The organism is Glaciecola sp. 2405UD65-10 (genome assembly GCF_048820975.1).
In the GTDB taxonomy this organism is placed as follows: domain Bacteria; phylum Pseudomonadota; class Gammaproteobacteria; order Enterobacterales; family Alteromonadaceae; genus Glaciecola.
On record NZ_JBMEUF010000003.1, the window covers coordinates 266,745 to 283,501 of the forward strand.

Consider the following 16,757-nt stretch of genomic DNA (forward strand, 5'->3'; position numbering starts at 1 on the left):
AACAATATGAGTGATTACAAAGCGACGTTGAATTTGCCAGATACCGCCTTTCCTATGCGCGGCAATTTAGCAAATCGTGAACCTGAAATGCTTAAAAAATGGGACAAAAAAGATTTGTACCAAAAGATTAGAGAAGCAAAAGAAGGTAAAAAGCCGTTTATTCTTCATGATGGCCCCCCGTATGCGAACGGTGACATTCATATTGGCCATGCTGTAAATAAGATTTTAAAAGATATTATTGTTAAATCAAAAACCTTATCTGATTTTGATGCGCCTTACGTGCCTGGCTGGGATTGCCATGGTCTGCCTATTGAGCTTATGGTTGAAAAGAAAGTCGGTAAGCCAGGTAAGAAAGTTTCGGTAGCTGAGTTTAGAGAACGTTGCCGTGCTTATGCGAATCGCCAAATTGAAGGCCAAAGTAAAGACTTCCAGCGCTTAGGTGTACTAGGCAATTGGAAACAACCTTATAAAACGATGGATTTCAAAAGCGAAGCCGACATTATTCGTGCTTTAGCGCAAATTGTATCTTCAGGACATATGGAAAAAGGTTTTAAACCAGTCCATTGGTGTACTGATTGTGGCTCAGCGCTCGCTGAAGCTGAAGTAGAATATCAAGATAAAGTGTCACCCGCTATAGATGTTGCATTTACCGCTTATTCTGTAGATGCTATTGCATCTGCATTTGGCTTAAGTGCTGAGCAGTTTGAGCAGCATTCACCTAGCGTAGTGATTTGGACAACCACGCCATGGACGATTCCCGCAAACCGCGCCATTAGCTTGCACCCTGAATTGAGCTATAGTTTGGTTGATATGACGATAGATGGGGCTGTTAAACGTTTTGTGTTAGCCAGTGATTTAGTGGAATCATGTGCCGCGCGTTATAGTGCTGAAAAAGTTGCGACAGTGGCTGAGTGTTTAGGCCAAGCATTAGAAAATGCAAAAGTGAATCATCCTCTATTAGATATTCAAGTGCCGTTGATTTTAGGTGACCACGTAACTACTGAATCAGGTACTGGGTGTGTTCATACCGCCCCTGCACACGGTGTAGACGATTTTAATGTAGGCAAGCAATACGATATAGAAGTTTATAATCCTGTGGGTCCTAACGGTGTATATTTAGAAGACACGCCCATGTTCGCAGGTATGCATGTATTTAAAGCTAACCAAGCTATTATAGAAGCACTAGAAGAACACAATGCCTTAGTGTTAAATGTAAAATACGAGCATAGTTATCCGCACTGCTGGCGCCATAAAACGCCAATTATTTTTCGCGCCACGCCACAGTGGTTCATTAGCATGGATAAGCAAGGTTTACGTACGCAGTCATTAGAGCAAATTAAGCAAACACAATGGATACCTGCTTGGGGTGAAAATCGTATCACTAGCATGGTAGAAGGTCGCCCTGATTGGTGTATTTCTCGCCAACGTACGTGGGGGGTTCCAATTTGTTTATTTATCCATGTGGCAACGGGTGAAATACATCCAAATTCACAAGAGATTATGGAAAAAGTAGCTAAAGCTACTGAAGAAAAAGGCATTCAAGCGTGGTGGGACTTTAGCGACGAAGAGTTACTAGGTGACGACGCAGCAAACTACGTAAAAGTAACTGATACTCTTGATGTATGGTTTGACTCGGGTGTGACTCACTACTTTGTGGTGGATAAGCGCGAAGATATTCCAGCAAGTGCTGATTTATACTTAGAAGGTTCTGACCAACACCGTGGTTGGTTTATGTCATCTCTTATGTCATCAACGGCTATGCATGGCCACGCTCCATACAAGCAAGTGTTAACTCATGGTTTTACCGTAGATGCTAACGGTAAGAAAATGTCTAAGTCCATTGGAAACGTAATTGCGCCGCAGGAAGTTACGAATAAACTGGGGGCCGATATCCTTCGTTTATGGGCGGCATCAACTGATTACCGCGGTGAAATGACGGTGAGTGACGAAATTTTAAAACGCTCGGCTGACGCTTACCGTAGAATTAGAAACACGTGCCGCTTTCTGCTCTCTAATTTAAACGGCTTCAACCCTGAAACTGACTTAGTTGCTCCAGAAAATATGGTGGCATTAGATGCGTGGGCTGTGGCAAGAACCACTGAAATACAAGCACAAATATTAGCGGCATACGAAGAGTATGACATGCTAATAGTTTGCCAAACGCTAATGCAGTTTTGCTCAATTGAAATGGGTAGTTTCTACCTAGATATTATCAAAGACCGCCAATATACCGCTAAAGCCGATGGCTTAGCACGTCGCTCTTGTCAAACGGCTTTGTATCATATTATGGAATCATTGGTTCGCTGGATGGCGCCAATTATGAGTTTTACTGCACAAGAATTGTGGGAAGTGTTGCCAGGTAAGCGTGACGAATTTGTATTTACTGGTCAATGGTATGAAGGCTTACCTGTGGTACCGCAGAACAAGTTTGACCACAGCTATTGGCAGCAAATCATGAAAATTAAAGCGGAAGTAAATAGTGCGCTTGAAAAGGCTCGTACAGCCAAGTTACTAGGTGGTTCTTTAGAAGCCAAAGTGACCTTGTTTGCCGATGCCGACACCGCGCTAAAACTTAGCCAATTAGAAGATGAGCTTCGCTTTGTATTAATTACCTCTGAAGCGGTAGTTAAACCTTTGGAAAGTAAGACTGACGAAGCATCTGCAACCTCTGAAGAGGGCTTGTTCGTGCTAGTTGAAAAGTCATCTGATGAAAAGTGTACTCGCTGCTGGCATCATAAACCAGAAGTTGGTACTAACGCTGAACACCCAGAACTATGTAATCGTTGTATTGAAAACGTAGATGGTGACGGGGAAGCACGTCATTATGCATAACTTGTTTAAAAACACGGGGCTACGATTTTTGTGGATATCTGTTATTGCAGTGTTGCTTGATCAATGGAGCAAAATAGCGGTAGTGGATGCAATGAATTTGTATCAATCAATCCAAATAACGAGCTTTTTTAATCTTACATACGTACATAACTATGGTGCAGCATTTAGCTTTTTATATGATGCGGGCGGCTGGCAGCGATATTTTTTATCGGCAGTCGCTATTATAGTTAGCGTAGTCATTGTGTGGTGGTTAAAGCAAGCACCTAAGCATCAAGTGATGCTACCGGTGGCGTTTTCGTTCATATTAGGCGGAGCGCTAGGTAATGTGCTTGATCGCATGGCTCATGGGTATGTAATTGATTTTTTAGATTTTTACTATGGTAATTATCATTGGCCAGCGTTTAATGTAGCTGATTCAGTTATTTTTATAGGCGCAGCTCTGCTCATTATTGACATGTTCAAAAATAAAGAGGCAAATAAAGTAGATGAGTGATACAAACAGTTCAGATAATGGCATAGCTATTACCGACAACAGTGCCGTAATTCTGCACTTTGATTTAACCTTAGAAGATGGCACAGCAGCCGACAGTACACGTGTGCACGACAAACCGGCTAAGATGGTAATGGGCGATGGTAGCCTTACGCCCAATTTTGAAGATTGTTTGCGCGGTCTTAAAAAGGGTGATAAAAAAGCTTTTACCTTAGCGCCAGAAGACGCGTTTGGCCAACCTAACCCTGATAACATCTACCATGTAGATAAATCTAAGTTTAGCGCCGATATGGAACTTCAGGAAGGGACTATAATGGGCTTTTCTCAACCTGATGGTAGTGAACTGCCTGGGATTATTAGAAGTGTTGCAGGGCATTCTGTGACCGTTGATTTTAATCATCCATTAGCAGGGCAAACTGTTGTGTTTAATGTTGAAATTATAGAAGTGAAATAGAGAGAACCATGGAAATTCATCTAGCTAACCCAAGAGGTTTTTGTGCCGGCGTTGACCGCGCTATCACCATAGTTGAGCGAGCCTTGGAGATTTTTGAGCCGCCTATTTATGTAAGGCACGAAGTGGTTCATAACCGCTTTGTAGTTGACGGGCTAAAACATCGCGGCGCTATTTTTGTAGATGAATTAAGTGAAGTTCCCGATGACGCCATTGTGATTTTTTCTGCACACGGCGTTTCACAAGCGGTTAGAAAGCAAGCAAGTGATCGTGGTTTAAAAGTATTTGATGCTACATGTCCGCTGGTAACAAAAGTTCACATGGAAGTTATGCGTGCTAGCAATAAAGGCACAGAGTGCGTTTTAATAGGGCATAATGGTCATCCTGAAGTAGAGGGAACCATGGGGCAATATAGCAACCCTGAAGGTGGTATTTATTTGGTTGAGTCCATTCAAGATGTTGCTCAGCTAAACGTAAACAATCCCAATGAGTTGTATTACTGTAGCCAAACAACATTATCAGTGGATGATACGGCTGAAGTGATTGATGCTTTGCGTACTAAGTTTCCTAAAATTGACGGCCCGCGCAAAGATGATATTTGCTATGCAACACAAAATCGCCAAGACTCTGTTAGAGAGCTTTCAAGTGATTGCGAAGTATTGCTTGTAGTAGGGGCTCAAAATTCATCGAATTCTAACCGTTTGCGTGAGTTAGCAGAAAAAATGGGAGCGAAAGCTTACCTGATTGCTGATCAAGATTGTATAAAGCAAGATTGGCTTGAAGGTGTGAACAATATTGGCGTAACAGCCGGTGCATCAGCGCCAGAAGTATTGGTTCAGCGAGTAGTTGACCGGCTCAAAGAATGGGGAGCAGTTGCGGCCATAGAGCGTGAAGGGCGCCCAGAAAATGTGGAATTTGCGGTACCTAAAGAGCTAAGAATTAAACAAATTTCGTAAAGTCTAATTAGCGCTTATTTTCATAGTATCCGCGCTCAAAACGGCTATCAAAATATACGTAAAAGCGAATAATAGTTTTTCTATTATTTGCTTTTTTGCTTTAACCTTATAATAAATATTGCTTTTCTTCGGTTCTCAAAACCTTTCTTTACAAAAGAAAACTATCCCTAAATCCAGTATCTAATTAAATTTAATACCTTACACTCATTCATCATAACCAAGCATTGACAAAAATCAGTAAAGTGGCCATATGGAAAAACTTTTTTGATTAAAGCGATAGTAATGAGTAAGCCTAAGCACAGCACATTTCATGTAAACAATAGTACGCTACAAGCCCAGCGGGGAGTAGGTATGATTGAGGTACTAGTGACCTTAGTGATATTGGCTATTGGATTACTAGGTGTGGCTTCCCTGCAATTTGTTGGTTCATTTACTAATAAAGAAGCGTTGGCGCGAACGCAAGCTGTTATGGTTGCTCAGCAAATGAGTGAGCGCTTAAGGGCAAGTACTGTTCCCTCACAGGTAACAGACGGATTTGTGGTCAATAACAACTATTTTAATACTGACTTATACAACTTTGATAATTTGAGTTGTGGCTCGGGCCAATCTGACTTCGATTGTTTTTGTCAGGCAGTACCTGCTGATATCACTAATTGCGAAACCGGTGAGTGTGACGCCAGTGAAATTGCTACGTTTGATGCTTATCAAATGTCGTGCGCAGTAGTGAGAGAAAACCCCAGTGCTACTATAGAGGTAGCCTGCCTGAACGATTCAGATCCTGGCGATACAGATTCCTGCACAGCGGGCTCTATTCATTCTGTTATGGTGAAATGGCCCATGAAAAGTTGGGGCGACCAACACAAAATTGCGAATCAACGTTGCAATACAAACAACACCGCAGAATATGACTGCGTAGCCATTGAGATCGCACTATGACTTCTCGCCATAGCCAAAAGGGCTTTACCTTAATTGAAGTGATGATTTCACTCGCCTTGGGCTTAATTATATCAGCTGCAATTATTCAAATTATGGTAAGTAACAGCGTGACTGAACGCTTAAATAGAGCAGTAGCCAGTACACAAGAAAGCGGTCGATATATTATAGCGCGTATGCGTGATGAATTACTTCAAGTAGGTTTGTATGACCGTTTAAATCCTAATTTAAGTGATGCAGTGGATGTAGTAGAAGAGGAATCCTTCGTTCGTAATCATCCGGTGCCTATTCCAGGAGATTTTGCAGCGCGCCTTGAGCTAGGCGCAGCGCAAGGTGCAGATGGCGCAAACGATATTTTGGTGATTAGTTTGCAAAGTGATAGGGACTGCCGTGGCTACAAATTAGGCTACGGAGCTGATGAAGAGTTTTATGTGGTTAACGAGTACTTTGTAAGCGGAACATCGCTTAAATGCAGAGGTTTTGACGGACGTTTTTTGCGAAATCAAAAAGTAGCCGTTGGTCACAATGCTCATTCGGCATTTACCCTTTTAGATGACGTATTGAGTTTTCAAGTAAGTTACGGAACGACCGATACTACCATCAACGGCACACAAGCATTACCCACCCAATATATAGATGCCTCAGGATTAGAGGGCGCCTACAACGCAGGAAAGCAGGTTGTTAGCATTCGTGTAGCGATTGTGGTTAAGGGCGAGGGCGAAATTCAACTTGATAGCGCAGCTCAATTTAAATTATTGGGTGAAGATGTAATAACTGCACCAGATAAGGGCTTGTACAAAGCCTTTGAAACAACAGTAACACTTAGGAATATGAAAAATTTTGCCCGGGGACGAACGTGAAAATAAAGAATAAAATACAGCCGACTTACATGGGCTATTCATCAAAATCTTCGCAGCAAGGATTAGTGTTAGTTTTTGCATTATTAGTGCTTTTATCAATTACGGTACTAGGCGTATCGTCTGTATCAAGCAGTATTTTACAAGGTAAAATGGCCAGCTCAATTGAGCGAAAATCAATTAGCTTTGATGCTGCTGAAGCTGCTATTGCTGGCGTGGTTTTCGAATCAGAAGACGAATCTGTTTTAACTGATCCTGCCTTAACCGATCCCTTGTCAGAAGCTCGCCAAAATCCCGCAATAGATTTAGATATTGAAAAGTTAAGCTGTTTTGATAACAACAGAATCGATAGGACGATGACAAAAAATGGCGCCGTGTTTGGGCAACAACAAAACGGGGCGGTCAAATTTAGCGAAAACCCTGAGGTTAACAGTTGGTCTCGTACCGCTTTTGTGCAAGAGCAAGCGTGTCGAGGGTCAAGTAATGTTATAGGCGGCAGTAATATTAACTGCCATGTATTTATAGTTCGCGGGTGCGGGCAAACTGCTGGCAGTAAGTATGTGGTTGCTAATACACTTACCGCCGCTGTTTTTGCCCCAGCAACGAATCAGTGAGGTAGCGACTATGTTAAACATTCAAAAATTAAGCGTATCGCTATCAGCTTGTGTGTTAGGATTCTTAATTAGCTTTAGCGCTTTTGGCGATGACTTAGATATTTACCTAGGTACGAGTAATTCGTCAGTTTCATATAACCCTAATGTGCTATTTATTATGGATACATCAGGTAGTATGAGTAGCAAAGATGGCACATCTGATTCAAGAATGCAGCGCGTGCAAGATGCTTTACGAAATGCCCTTGCTAACGCTACAAATATAAATGCAGGCTTAATGCGTTTTTCTGACCATGGTGGTCCAATACTCTTTCCTGTTCGCGATATTGATTCAGCCGTTTCGCCAGAGCTCATTATTCCCGTAACTGACGGCAATGATGATGCCCATGAAATCGACAGCTCTGTTACGCTGTCAAACAACCAAATTGTTCTTTCATCTGATAACAATACGGTATATTCAGGTTTTCGTTTTCAAGATGTAAATATTCCGCGCGGGGCAGCCATCACCGGTGCTTACATTCGCTTCACATCAGGAGGTTTAAACACGGCTAGTACGAGTTTTCTTATCAGTGGTGAAGCCGCTGGAAGCGCTGAAGAATTTACGTCCATAAACAATGAATTGTCAGACAGAAATTTAACCACTAATCAAATTAACTGGGATGCTGATAATAATTGGCCTAACTTCGGCGAAAGTATACTCACACCTGATTTATCTTCTGTAGTACAGGAAATTGTAGATACAGACGATTGGTGCGGCGGCAATGATTTAGCGTTTATAATACAATCACAAAACGGCACCTTGGGCAGTGATAGAAAAACTTTTTCGCATGAGGATGGTAATAGCAGAGCCCCTCAGTTAGTAGTGACCTATGATGATTCAACCGCAACAGGCTGCGTTCGAGATAGATTTGTCTATCAAGTTGACCAACAAGATGAAAACGCAGAAGAAAAAAGCAATGGGTATCAAAGCACCCAATCAGAGTTGAGCTTTTATGAAGGCAGTAATGACTATATTGGCGTGCGTTTTAAAAACATTAATATGCCGCAAGGTGCGACTGTTCTAAATGCCTATTTAGAATTTACCGCTTATCAAAACAGTACGTCATCTGGTGCGCAAATGACTATTCGCGGAGTCGATCAAAACGATCCAAATGATTTTAGCCCATATTATCGTTACATGCTGCGCAATGCGCCTAAAACCTCAGCCAGTGTGTCGTGGACAAATATAGAGCCATGGTATCGAAATGGCGTATATCAAAGCCCATCTATCACCTCTGTGGTGCAAGAAATTGTTAATAGAAGCGGCTGGCAGCGTAACAATGAAATGATTATTGTTATGTCAGACTTCAACTATGCGCATCGCGGTGCATACACATTTAATGGGCAACCATCAGGCAGCACACGTTTAGTTATAGAGTTTGAAGGCAATGCCACACCCGGCTCAACATCAACCGTACGTCAACACTTAATCGGTAAGGTTGATGAATTAAGTGCAAATGGTCTAACCCCCATTGTTGATACACTTTACGAGGCTTCTTTATATTATGGTGGTAAGCCCGTAGATTATGGTTTGAAACGTGGCGAGAATGACACTAGTAGCTCTGTTCGCCGCGCAACGAGAGTCAGTCATCGTTCCAGTTATTTAGGGCAGGATTCCGTGCTTCCTAATGGCTGTAGCAGTGAAAACTTAAACGATAGTGATTGTCAAAGCGAATACATCCCTGCGGGCGCTACCTATATTTCGCCTGTTCAAGACCTTCAATGTCAAACGAATAACCACATCGTTATATTATCTGATGGTGTAGCGAACAATAACCATAGTGTATCCAAAATTCAGGCGATGCTAGGTAGTTCATGCACAGGCAGTGGTGGTGAACAATGTGGTTTAGACCTAGTTAAAAATATAAGTGACTCTGGTGATTCTGTGATTGACGCCCGAGTTATTACACACACAATTGGTTTTGCGGCAAATGCCACAGCAAATAATTTCCTTAACCAAATTGCACTGCAAAGTGGGGGAGGATTTTACCAAGCAAGCAATAGCACTGATTTATTAAGCGCGTTTGAAACTATTTTACGTCAAGTCAAAGATGTGAATTCTACCTTTGTATCCCCTGGTGTGGCAGTAAATCAGCTTAACCGTTTGTCTCACCGTGATGAACTTTATTTTGCTTTATTTAAACCTGCCGAGGGCACGCTTTGGCCAGGGAACTTGAAAAAATACAAAATAAGCGGCAACACTATTTTGGATAAGAACGGTATCAACGCGGTTGATTCATCATCAGGATTTTTCTCAGAAAACAGTCACAGTTATTGGTCACCCATTACTGACGGTAACGATGTGCGAGAAGGTGGTGCGGTAAGTCGTTTAGATTTGGTGAGAAACGTTTACTTTTTTGACGATACGCCAGGGCAAATTTTCAAAACCACTAACGAAGTACATGAGTCGAACAACACCATTACTACCTCAGATATGGAGGTGAATGCATTACCAAGCCCGGCAATTGTAAGAGAGCAAGTGCTAAAATGGGCACGTGGCGTAGATGTGAAAGATGATGATGCTGATGGCTCCAGTACCGATGTGCGTTTACAAATGGGCGATCCTATTCACTCACAACCGTTAATAGTCAACTATTCTGACACCGATAGCGCTATTTTTGTAGCAACTAACCACGGGTTTTTACACTCGATAGATGCTGAAGATGGCTCGGAAAACTTTGCGATTATCCCCAAAGAGCTACTAGGTAATTTGTATGAGTTTTATAAAGATGGTAGCACTTATAATCATGAGTATGGCCTTGACGGTGACATGGTTTTACGCGACTTTAATGGTAAGACCTATTTATATTTAGGTATGCGCCGTGGCGGAAATAATTACTATGTTTTTGATGTAACGAGTAAGTTAGCGCCTAAATTAGTATTCACAATTAATGGTGGTGAAGGTGACTTTGCTAATTTAGGGCAAACGTGGTCAAAACCCATTATTACTAAAATTCAAATAGGCCAGAACGAAAAAAATGTCATGATTTTCGGCGGCGGCTACGATGAAGCACAAGATACCAATACTGTGAGAACGGAAGATTCGGTAGGTAACAGTGTGTTTATAGTGGATGCAGAAGATGGCAGTTTGTTGTGGTCTGCAAGCAAAGAAGAAGGCAATCTAACGGTACCTGAAATGAAGTACAGCATACCTGCGCGCGTATCGGTGATTGATCGCAATAACGATCAGCTTGCTGATCATTTGTATGTATCAGATATGGGTGGCCAGTTGTTTAGATTTGATATTTACAATGGCGAAAGTACTAGCAACTTAGTGAAAGGCGGCATACTTGCAGATTTCGCTGGCAATACTGCACCAACTAATCGACGCTTCTATTATGGCCCAGACGTTTCAGAAATTATTCTAGGTGACGAGCAATACTATGCAGTAGCAATAGGTTCAGGTTTTAGGGCTGGGCCATTGAACACCGAAATAGAAGACGAATTTTACATGATCAAAGATACCGGGGTCTTTTCAACCGACACCAATGGTTACTTTGAACGCCCCTCTTTGCCAATTACCGGAGCTGATTTGTACGATGCAACATCGCATTTACTAACGTCAAGTGACGCTACTGAGCGAGAGCTTGCGCAGCAAACCTTTGCTGATAAAGACGGTTGGATGATGCGATTAACCGAGGGTGGAGAGAAAGTACTCTCTTCCCCGTTAATTTTAGACTATAAAATTTTCTTTACGACCTACCTTCCTGCTTCAACAAGTACGAGTTTGTGTGCGCCGCCTACCGGCAATAGTCGAGCTTACTTAGTTGATTTGTTCAATGCGAATGCAGTGAGTGATTTAAATGAAGATGGTGAAGAAACTGAAGATGATCGCTATGCGCAATTGTCGCAAACCGGTATAGCGCCTGAAACAAAGATACTGATAGAAGATATTACTGAGCCAGTAGTTTGTTTAGGCGCGGAGTGTGTATCTGCGGTAACTAAATTTGATTCGGATGGTAACGAAATTGCCTGTGGTACACAGTTTGAGTGCTTAGCGCAAAATATTTATGGTCGATTCCAACGTGTCCAGCAAGATGTATGGACCACTGAAGTAGAGCGCCAATAACTTGCAAGGCAATGCTTATTTGGCTTTATACGATTTTAAAAAGCATAGTATGCTTAAGGGAATATAATGAAAGGTAACAATAAAGCTACGGGTTTTACATTGATTGAACTGATGGTAACAGTGGCTATCATCGGAATTATTGCAGCCGTTGCTTATCCGAGTTATAAAAATATGCTAGCTAGCGGTGCTCGCAGTACGGTTCAAGCAGATTTGATGTCATTTGCTAGTGCAATGGAGCGACATAGTGCCTCAAACTACAGTTATAAAGGTGCCGCCAGTGGTGGTAGCGATACAGGTTCGCCCGCAATATTTACAGCGTATTCGCCTGCGTCTGAGCCCGCTGCTAACAAAAAGTATAATCTTAGTATAAGTACTGTCGCTAACGATGGGCAGTCATACATAATTAAAGCCACGCCGCTTACCGGTTCTATAGTTGCCAATACGGGAAATCTTTTTTACTACAGTGATGGGCGTAAAGCTTGGGATAAAAACAAAGATGGCAGTGTGTCGAGTGATGAATATTGTTGGTCGTGCTAGCAGCTTAATGTGTCACCGTTGCTTCTTTCATGCAAACCATCAAGATTTGTATCACGGCTTAATCGAGTTCTGCCTTGAAGAGAAATGAACAAACCTCGATTTAATTCGGGGTAATCTTGTAATGAACAAATAACAAGGCTTGCTGGCGTGCTGTTTGCGCCGCTTGCATAAAATCGAATATACGCATTAGGCCCAGTCACCGAGTTATAAGTAGCTTCACTATTAATGGCTCGCAGCAATGTTTCATCGTGATCTAATATCGCATTGTGATTTTCATCCATAAATATAATCAAAGATTGATTCCAATTATTTGCACACGTTTGCATGTTGGTGGTGGGGCATATTGTAACCGTAGCGTGCTCATCTATTGCGCTTAAGCGAGCGTAGCGAATAATGTTATTTAATTCGTTGCGCTGGGCAATAACTCTCGATTTGGCGATTGTAAATTGAAGACTAGGCGCCACTATGCCAAGTGCAATACTCATAATTGCAATAACAACGAGCAACTCTAGCAAAGTGAATCCGCGCGTATTTGTATAATGCCGTTGTGATAAAAAATGCCTTAACATAAACTAAACTCAGCTGTAAAAGAGCTAAGTTTAGTGAAGCCATATTTTTTAAATACTGTTCTTTAAACTAGTTTTAAGAACAAACTAAATTATTGCCATCAATATCTTCGTGAATATCATCAGCATTACTATCGGTGCTGATACGCGTTCGACCTTGCTGATTAATATTAACCGCTCTGGCCAGTTCAATAGGATTGTCAACCGAACAAAGAACAATACTCACCGACATATTAGTAGCGCCCGATTCATCAAACGTAATAGGAACATCAGGGCCGGTAAAACTTTCTTGGCTTGAACTCGCTTCTGCGGTCATTAAAAGAGGCTCATTGTTGTCACGCTGATTGTTAGTATTTGCATCAATGAAAACAATTTTTGGCAAATTCCAGTTATCACTGCAGGTAGAAAAGTTGTGAGATGGGCACACAACAGCAACGCCATTTTGGTCGATGGCTGAGAATCGCCCATATTGAACAACAGAACTCATTGCATTTATGGCTGCTGTAATTCTATTTTTACTTAATATGGTGTGGATATTTGGCGCAAGCACGCCAAATAAAATGGCCATTATTGCTAAGGCAATCAAGACCTCAACAAGTGTTAGGCCTTGTTGACGCTTTTTGTGATAAGAACTTATGTTCACAGCAAATAACACTTCACTACTCCTATTTAATACGAGTACACTATATAAGAATTTAATAAAGCAATGGGTATAACTATTGCGTGTTTGTTAGTCTTAGTTATACTTGTATTTCAAACTGCAATTTCTTATATAAGCTTTTGTAATTTCGTTAATTTCCCCTAAAATGTTTTGCAATGGAGGCACCATGAGTAAACAATCGATAATAAATGAAATGCGAGTTCTAGCCACGATTGACCCCTCGTACGAAGTGCAGCGCCGAGTTGCGTTCATAAAAAGTCAGTTGTTAGGTGCTAATTTAAAAACTTTAGTGTTAGGTATATCAGGTGGTATTGATTCATGTACCCTTGGGCGTTTGGCACAATTAGCGGTAAATGAACTTAACGAGGAAAGCTCTGGTTATCAATTTATTGCGGTGCGTTTACCGTATGGTGAACAAGCTGATGAAGCAGATGCTCAGGCAAGCATTGATTTTATTCAACCGAGCCTAGCGGTAACGGCTAATGTAAAATCAGGGGCTGATGCCATTCATAGCGAAGCTGTGAGTGCACTGAAATCGGCAAATGCCTATGGTGCTGATGCGCATCAAGATGACTTTGTTAAAGGTAATACAAAAGCGCGCACTCGCATGGCCATCCAATTTGATATTGCAGGGCTAACGAAGGGCCTTGTTTTAGGAACCGATCACTCCGCCGAAAATATAACGGGTTTTTACACAAAATATGGTGATGGTGCTTGCGATTTAGCGCCTTTATTTGGTTTAAGTAAGCGCCAAGTGAGGCAAGTTGCTGCATTCTTAGGTACGCCTGAGCATCTTATTACAAAAGCGCCCACCGCCGATTTAGAATCTTTAAATCCGCAGTTAAGCGATGAAGCCTCGTTAGGGCTTACTTATGATCAAATAGATGACTTCCTTGAAGGCAAAAGTACTAACGATGAAGTCGATACTAAACTCATAAAGATTTATACTGTAACTCAACATAAGCGTGTTCCTATTCCAACCATATATGACAACGAGTAATTTATGAAAAAAATAGAGGCGATAATTAAACCATTTAAACTAGATGACGTGCGCGAAGGCTTATCTAGCATAGGTGTATCTGGTTTAACTATGACGGAAGTAAAAGGATTTGGTCGCCAAAAAGGGCATCAAGAGCTGTATCGCGGCGCCGAATATCAAGTCGACTTCCTACCTAAAATCAAAATTGAAATTGTAGTGACCGATGATATTGTTGATCGCGCAATTGAAACCATCACTGAAATGGCAAAAACAGGAAAAATTGGTGACGGAAAAATATTTGTGTATAACGTTGAGCGTGCAATAAGAATACGCACAGCAGAAGAGGGCGAGGACGCCCTCAGCTAGTAACGTTTAGTGAGCGTGGCCGCAGCCACCTGCACCATGAACATGTCCGTGTGACAATTCATCGGCTGTTGCGTCACGCACTTCTTTAACCGTAACATCAAATACTAAGGTCATACCTGAAAGAGGGTGGTTGCCATCTACGGTTACGTGCTCATCGTCTTTATCAACAATCATTACTGATTGCTCACCTTGATCGGTAGTGGCTCTAAAGCTCATACCTACATCAACGTCCATGCCTTCAAACATACTTACCGGAACTTCTTGAATCAACTGTTCTTGACGATCGCCATAGGCTTTTTCAGGCGGTACTTCTAATTCAAATTTATCGCCAGCTTCGCGTCCGTATAGGGCTTCTTCCACTCCCACAATCATAAAGTTAGAACCTTGAATAAAAGCTAAAGGCTCGGCGTTTTCAGAAGAGTCGATAATATCGCCATCGGTAGTTTTAACTGAGTAATGTATTGTGACCACGTGGTTGTCAGCAATTTGCATAATTTTCCTTATGTGATTAAGTATTTTATTAAATATTAGGTACTTAGTGAAAGAATCCTTATTCGCTTAGCGTATAAGGCAGTTCACATACTTTAAGGTGCACCTCTGTATCCTTTAAGCGTACCACAGAGCCTACTTCTGTGTCATTTGCCATAACGGCCAGTATGTATAATCGGCCGTTATCGAAACATGCACGATTAATCACACCACCTCTTCGCCAATTTTCATCAAGTTGAATTTCAAGCAGCTTACCAACAGTGGCTTGCTCTGGTAATGTCTCGCAATCGGCTTCTAATATAAAGCAAGCCCGTTTGTTCTTGCCTAAAAATTTGGTGCGTGCAACTACCTCTTGCCCCATGTAGCAACCTTTATCAAAGTCAATGGCGTTAATGGCTTGAAAGTTTAACATTTGAGGAACAAATTCACCCAATGTAGCTTGTTGTATATTGCCCAAGCCTGCTTCAATTTCAAGCTTCTCCCAAGCACTGGTTTCGCTGTAGTCTGTACCCGCCATTTTCTGATTTAGTAGAGCAAGCCCTTGTTCATTTAAATAACACAAGTATCGCAATGAGCTGTCGTTGAAACAAATTGCTTGACCATACTCATTTGTACTCAGATGCAAATGCTCTTGTGGCAAGTCATTAAACATTTCATTTAATAAGGTAATGCCGTGTTCCCCTGCCACACCCACACAGTTTAAGGTTTTATTTTGTTCAATATCCACCTTAGAGAATACACCGTATTTTTTTAACTGAAGCAAGCTTTCTTGAGCTGATTCGTGGTGCATAGATAATAGAAATTTGTCATCGTATTCAGATAAGGTAAGCGCAGCAAACATTTTGCCTTTGAAGTCACAATGAGCCGCGATTCTAGCGGTTTTCGCATCGAAGTTTTGGGTTGCTACTGTGAGCTGCCCATGAAGGTATTCGTAGCGCTGTTCGTTCCCTACTTCAACAATAGTGAGTTGGCTTAAGGGTGAAACAATTAATGGATGATTTGACAAGGAAATTCTCCCAAAGTGAACGTTTAAGTCATAATGGGGGTAAATACAATATTTACAACACAAAACACTTGTTATTTAAGATCAGTGTTGTCTAGCTATAGATAGTGATAAACTCACGCAATAATTACCATGTAAGCATCCTATTTTAGGATTGCTTGCATGCCAAACAGTAGTGAATAGGAGTAGGTATGTTTGACGCAAAAAGAACGGCAAGATTAAAATGGGCATGCCGCAGGGGAATGCTAGAACTTGATGTGCTATTTTTGCCATTTGTTGAACAGGGCTTTGACCAACTAAGCAGCGAACAACAAGAAACATTTGAGCGCTTGCTAACATGTGACGACCCTGACTTATTCGCATGGTTCATGGGGCATCAAGTATGCACCGATCCTGAACTAGCTAAAATGATAGATATTGTGCTGAAACGCGTAAAACTTTACGTTGACTGAGCACTGCAACTGCATTGATTTAGTGCCGTCGCAAAGGTATCAGCGGCACTTCGTTGCTTTACAATACAACTTAATATTCAGCTTATTTATTGCATACCATAGCGCATTTCATTTCGCCCTTTTTGCGTTTTTATTGTGCGCTGTAGTGTATTTAGTTGGGTGCCAGCTTTATAGGCCTTGGATGCTTGAAGCAAATGGAGCTCAAGCTTTACGTATTCAGCTAAATGAAGCCAGCAACGAATTTACCTTAATAGAGAATGAGGGGGCGCAGGTACAAGCGCTTAAAGTGAATAAGCACTGGCTATGTGCTATTGGTTGTTGGATTAGCGTGGAAGTACTTTTGCCAAACAAATCAAAGGCCATTACTCACACTTTTTTCATTTATAAATTGCTTTGCAGTGAGCTTATTTATAGGCGGCTTTGTAGAATGCTCAAATGGCAGTAACATGCGCCAACAAAATACGGC

17 protein-coding genes are annotated in these 16,757 nt (G+C 41.6%); 13 read left to right on the forward strand and 4 right to left on the reverse strand.

Annotated features, from left to right (window positions below; all coding sequences use genetic code 11):
- Window positions 1–6: 6 nt before the first annotated feature.
- The 9 genes from ileS to ACOI22_RS16435 all read left to right on the forward strand — a co-directional run bounded on the left by ileS (window position 7) and on the right by ACOI22_RS16435 (window position 11,775).
- Window positions 7–2,832, forward strand: coding sequence for an isoleucine--tRNA ligase (ileS, locus tag ACOI22_RS16395; RefSeq protein WP_420673213.1), 2,826 nt, complete (start codon window positions 7–9; stop codon window positions 2,830–2,832).
- Window positions 2,825–3,325, forward strand: a complete 501-nt coding sequence (gene lspA / locus ACOI22_RS16400) for a signal peptidase II (protein ID WP_420673214.1) — start codon at window positions 2,825–2,827, stop codon at window positions 3,323–3,325. Before ileS ends, lspA begins: the two co-directional genes overlap by 8 nt.
- On the forward strand, window positions 3,318–3,776 hold the full coding sequence (gene fkpB / locus ACOI22_RS16405; RefSeq protein WP_420673215.1) for an FKBP-type peptidyl-prolyl cis-trans isomerase: 459 nt from the start codon (window positions 3,318–3,320) through the stop codon (window positions 3,774–3,776). Before lspA ends, fkpB begins: the two co-directional genes overlap by 8 nt.
- A gap of 8 nt (window positions 3,777–3,784) precedes the next feature.
- Complete coding sequence (ispH, locus tag ACOI22_RS16410; protein WP_420673216.1) at window positions 3,785–4,729, forward strand: 4-hydroxy-3-methylbut-2-enyl diphosphate reductase; 945 nt, start codon at window positions 3,785–3,787, stop codon at window positions 4,727–4,729.
- Window positions 4,730–5,011: 282 nt separating this feature from the next.
- The gene (gene pilV, locus ACOI22_RS16415; protein ID WP_420673217.1) at window positions 5,012–5,665 is read left to right on the forward strand and encodes a type IV pilus modification protein PilV; all 654 of its coding nucleotides are present in this window, start codon (window positions 5,012–5,014) and stop codon (window positions 5,663–5,665) included.
- The gene (locus ACOI22_RS16420) at window positions 5,662–6,522 is read left to right on the forward strand and encodes a PilW family protein (RefSeq protein ID WP_420673218.1); all 861 of its coding nucleotides are present in this window, start codon (window positions 5,662–5,664) and stop codon (window positions 6,520–6,522) included. The genes pilV and ACOI22_RS16420 overlap by 4 nt, the downstream gene beginning before the upstream one ends.
- Window positions 6,523–6,551: 29 nt before the next feature.
- Window positions 6,552–7,133, forward strand: coding sequence for a PilX N-terminal domain-containing pilus assembly protein (locus ACOI22_RS16425; RefSeq protein WP_420673284.1), 582 nt, complete (start codon window positions 6,552–6,554; stop codon window positions 7,131–7,133).
- Window positions 7,134–7,143: 10 nt separating this feature from the next.
- A complete protein-coding gene (locus tag ACOI22_RS16430) occupies window positions 7,144–11,238 on the forward strand; it encodes a PilC/PilY family type IV pilus protein (RefSeq protein ID WP_420673219.1) in 4,095 nt (1,364 codons plus the stop codon).
- 66 nt (window positions 11,239–11,304) lie between these two features.
- The gene (locus tag ACOI22_RS16435; protein WP_420673220.1) at window positions 11,305–11,775 is read left to right on the forward strand and encodes a type IV pilin protein; all 471 of its coding nucleotides are present in this window, start codon (window positions 11,305–11,307) and stop codon (window positions 11,773–11,775) included.
- Here ACOI22_RS16435 and ACOI22_RS16440 read toward each other — a convergent pair.
- Window positions 11,772–12,344 (reverse strand): GspH/FimT family pseudopilin, encoded by a 573-nt coding sequence (locus tag ACOI22_RS16440; protein WP_420673221.1) that lies wholly within the window; start codon window positions 12,342–12,344, stop codon window positions 11,772–11,774. The genes ACOI22_RS16435 and ACOI22_RS16440 overlap by 4 nt on opposite strands.
- A gap of 73 nt (window positions 12,345–12,417) precedes the next feature.
- On the reverse strand, window positions 12,418–12,996 hold the full coding sequence (locus ACOI22_RS16445; RefSeq protein WP_420673222.1) for a GspH/FimT family pseudopilin: 579 nt from the start codon (window positions 12,994–12,996) through the stop codon (window positions 12,418–12,420).
- A gap of 172 nt (window positions 12,997–13,168) precedes the next feature.
- Here ACOI22_RS16445 and nadE point away from each other — a divergent pair, with 172 nt between their 5' ends.
- Together nadE and ACOI22_RS16455 are read left to right on the forward strand one after the other, a co-directional pair.
- Window positions 13,169–14,002: an ammonia-dependent NAD(+) synthetase gene (nadE, locus tag ACOI22_RS16450; RefSeq protein ID WP_420673223.1), complete on the forward strand. Its 834-nt coding sequence runs from the start codon at window positions 13,169–13,171 to the stop codon at window positions 14,000–14,002.
- 3 nt (window positions 14,003–14,005) lie between these two features.
- Window positions 14,006–14,347, forward strand: coding sequence for a P-II family nitrogen regulator (locus ACOI22_RS16455; RefSeq protein WP_420673224.1), 342 nt, complete (start codon window positions 14,006–14,008; stop codon window positions 14,345–14,347).
- A 6-nt stretch (window positions 14,348–14,353) separates the two neighbouring features.
- On the opposite strand, the gene ACOI22_RS16460 is transcribed toward ACOI22_RS16455, so the two are convergent.
- On the reverse strand, window positions 14,354–14,839 hold the full coding sequence (locus tag ACOI22_RS16460; protein ID WP_420673225.1) for an FKBP-type peptidyl-prolyl cis-trans isomerase: 486 nt from the start codon (window positions 14,837–14,839) through the stop codon (window positions 14,354–14,356).
- Between the two features lie 58 nt (window positions 14,840–14,897).
- On the reverse strand, window positions 14,898–15,842 hold the full coding sequence (gene ygfZ / locus ACOI22_RS16465) for a tRNA-modifying protein YgfZ (RefSeq protein ID WP_420673226.1): 945 nt from the start codon (window positions 15,840–15,842) through the stop codon (window positions 14,898–14,900).
- A gap of 188 nt (window positions 15,843–16,030) precedes the next feature.
- Here ygfZ and ACOI22_RS16470 point away from each other — a divergent pair, with 188 nt between their 5' ends.
- Window positions 16,031–16,291, forward strand: a complete 261-nt coding sequence (locus tag ACOI22_RS16470) for a succinate dehydrogenase assembly factor 2 (protein WP_420673227.1) — start codon at window positions 16,031–16,033, stop codon at window positions 16,289–16,291.
- 181 nt (window positions 16,292–16,472) lie between these two features.
- Window positions 16,473–16,736, forward strand: a complete 264-nt coding sequence (locus tag ACOI22_RS16475) for a hypothetical protein (protein ID WP_420673228.1) — start codon at window positions 16,473–16,475, stop codon at window positions 16,734–16,736.
- Window positions 16,737–16,757 lie beyond the last annotated feature (21 nt).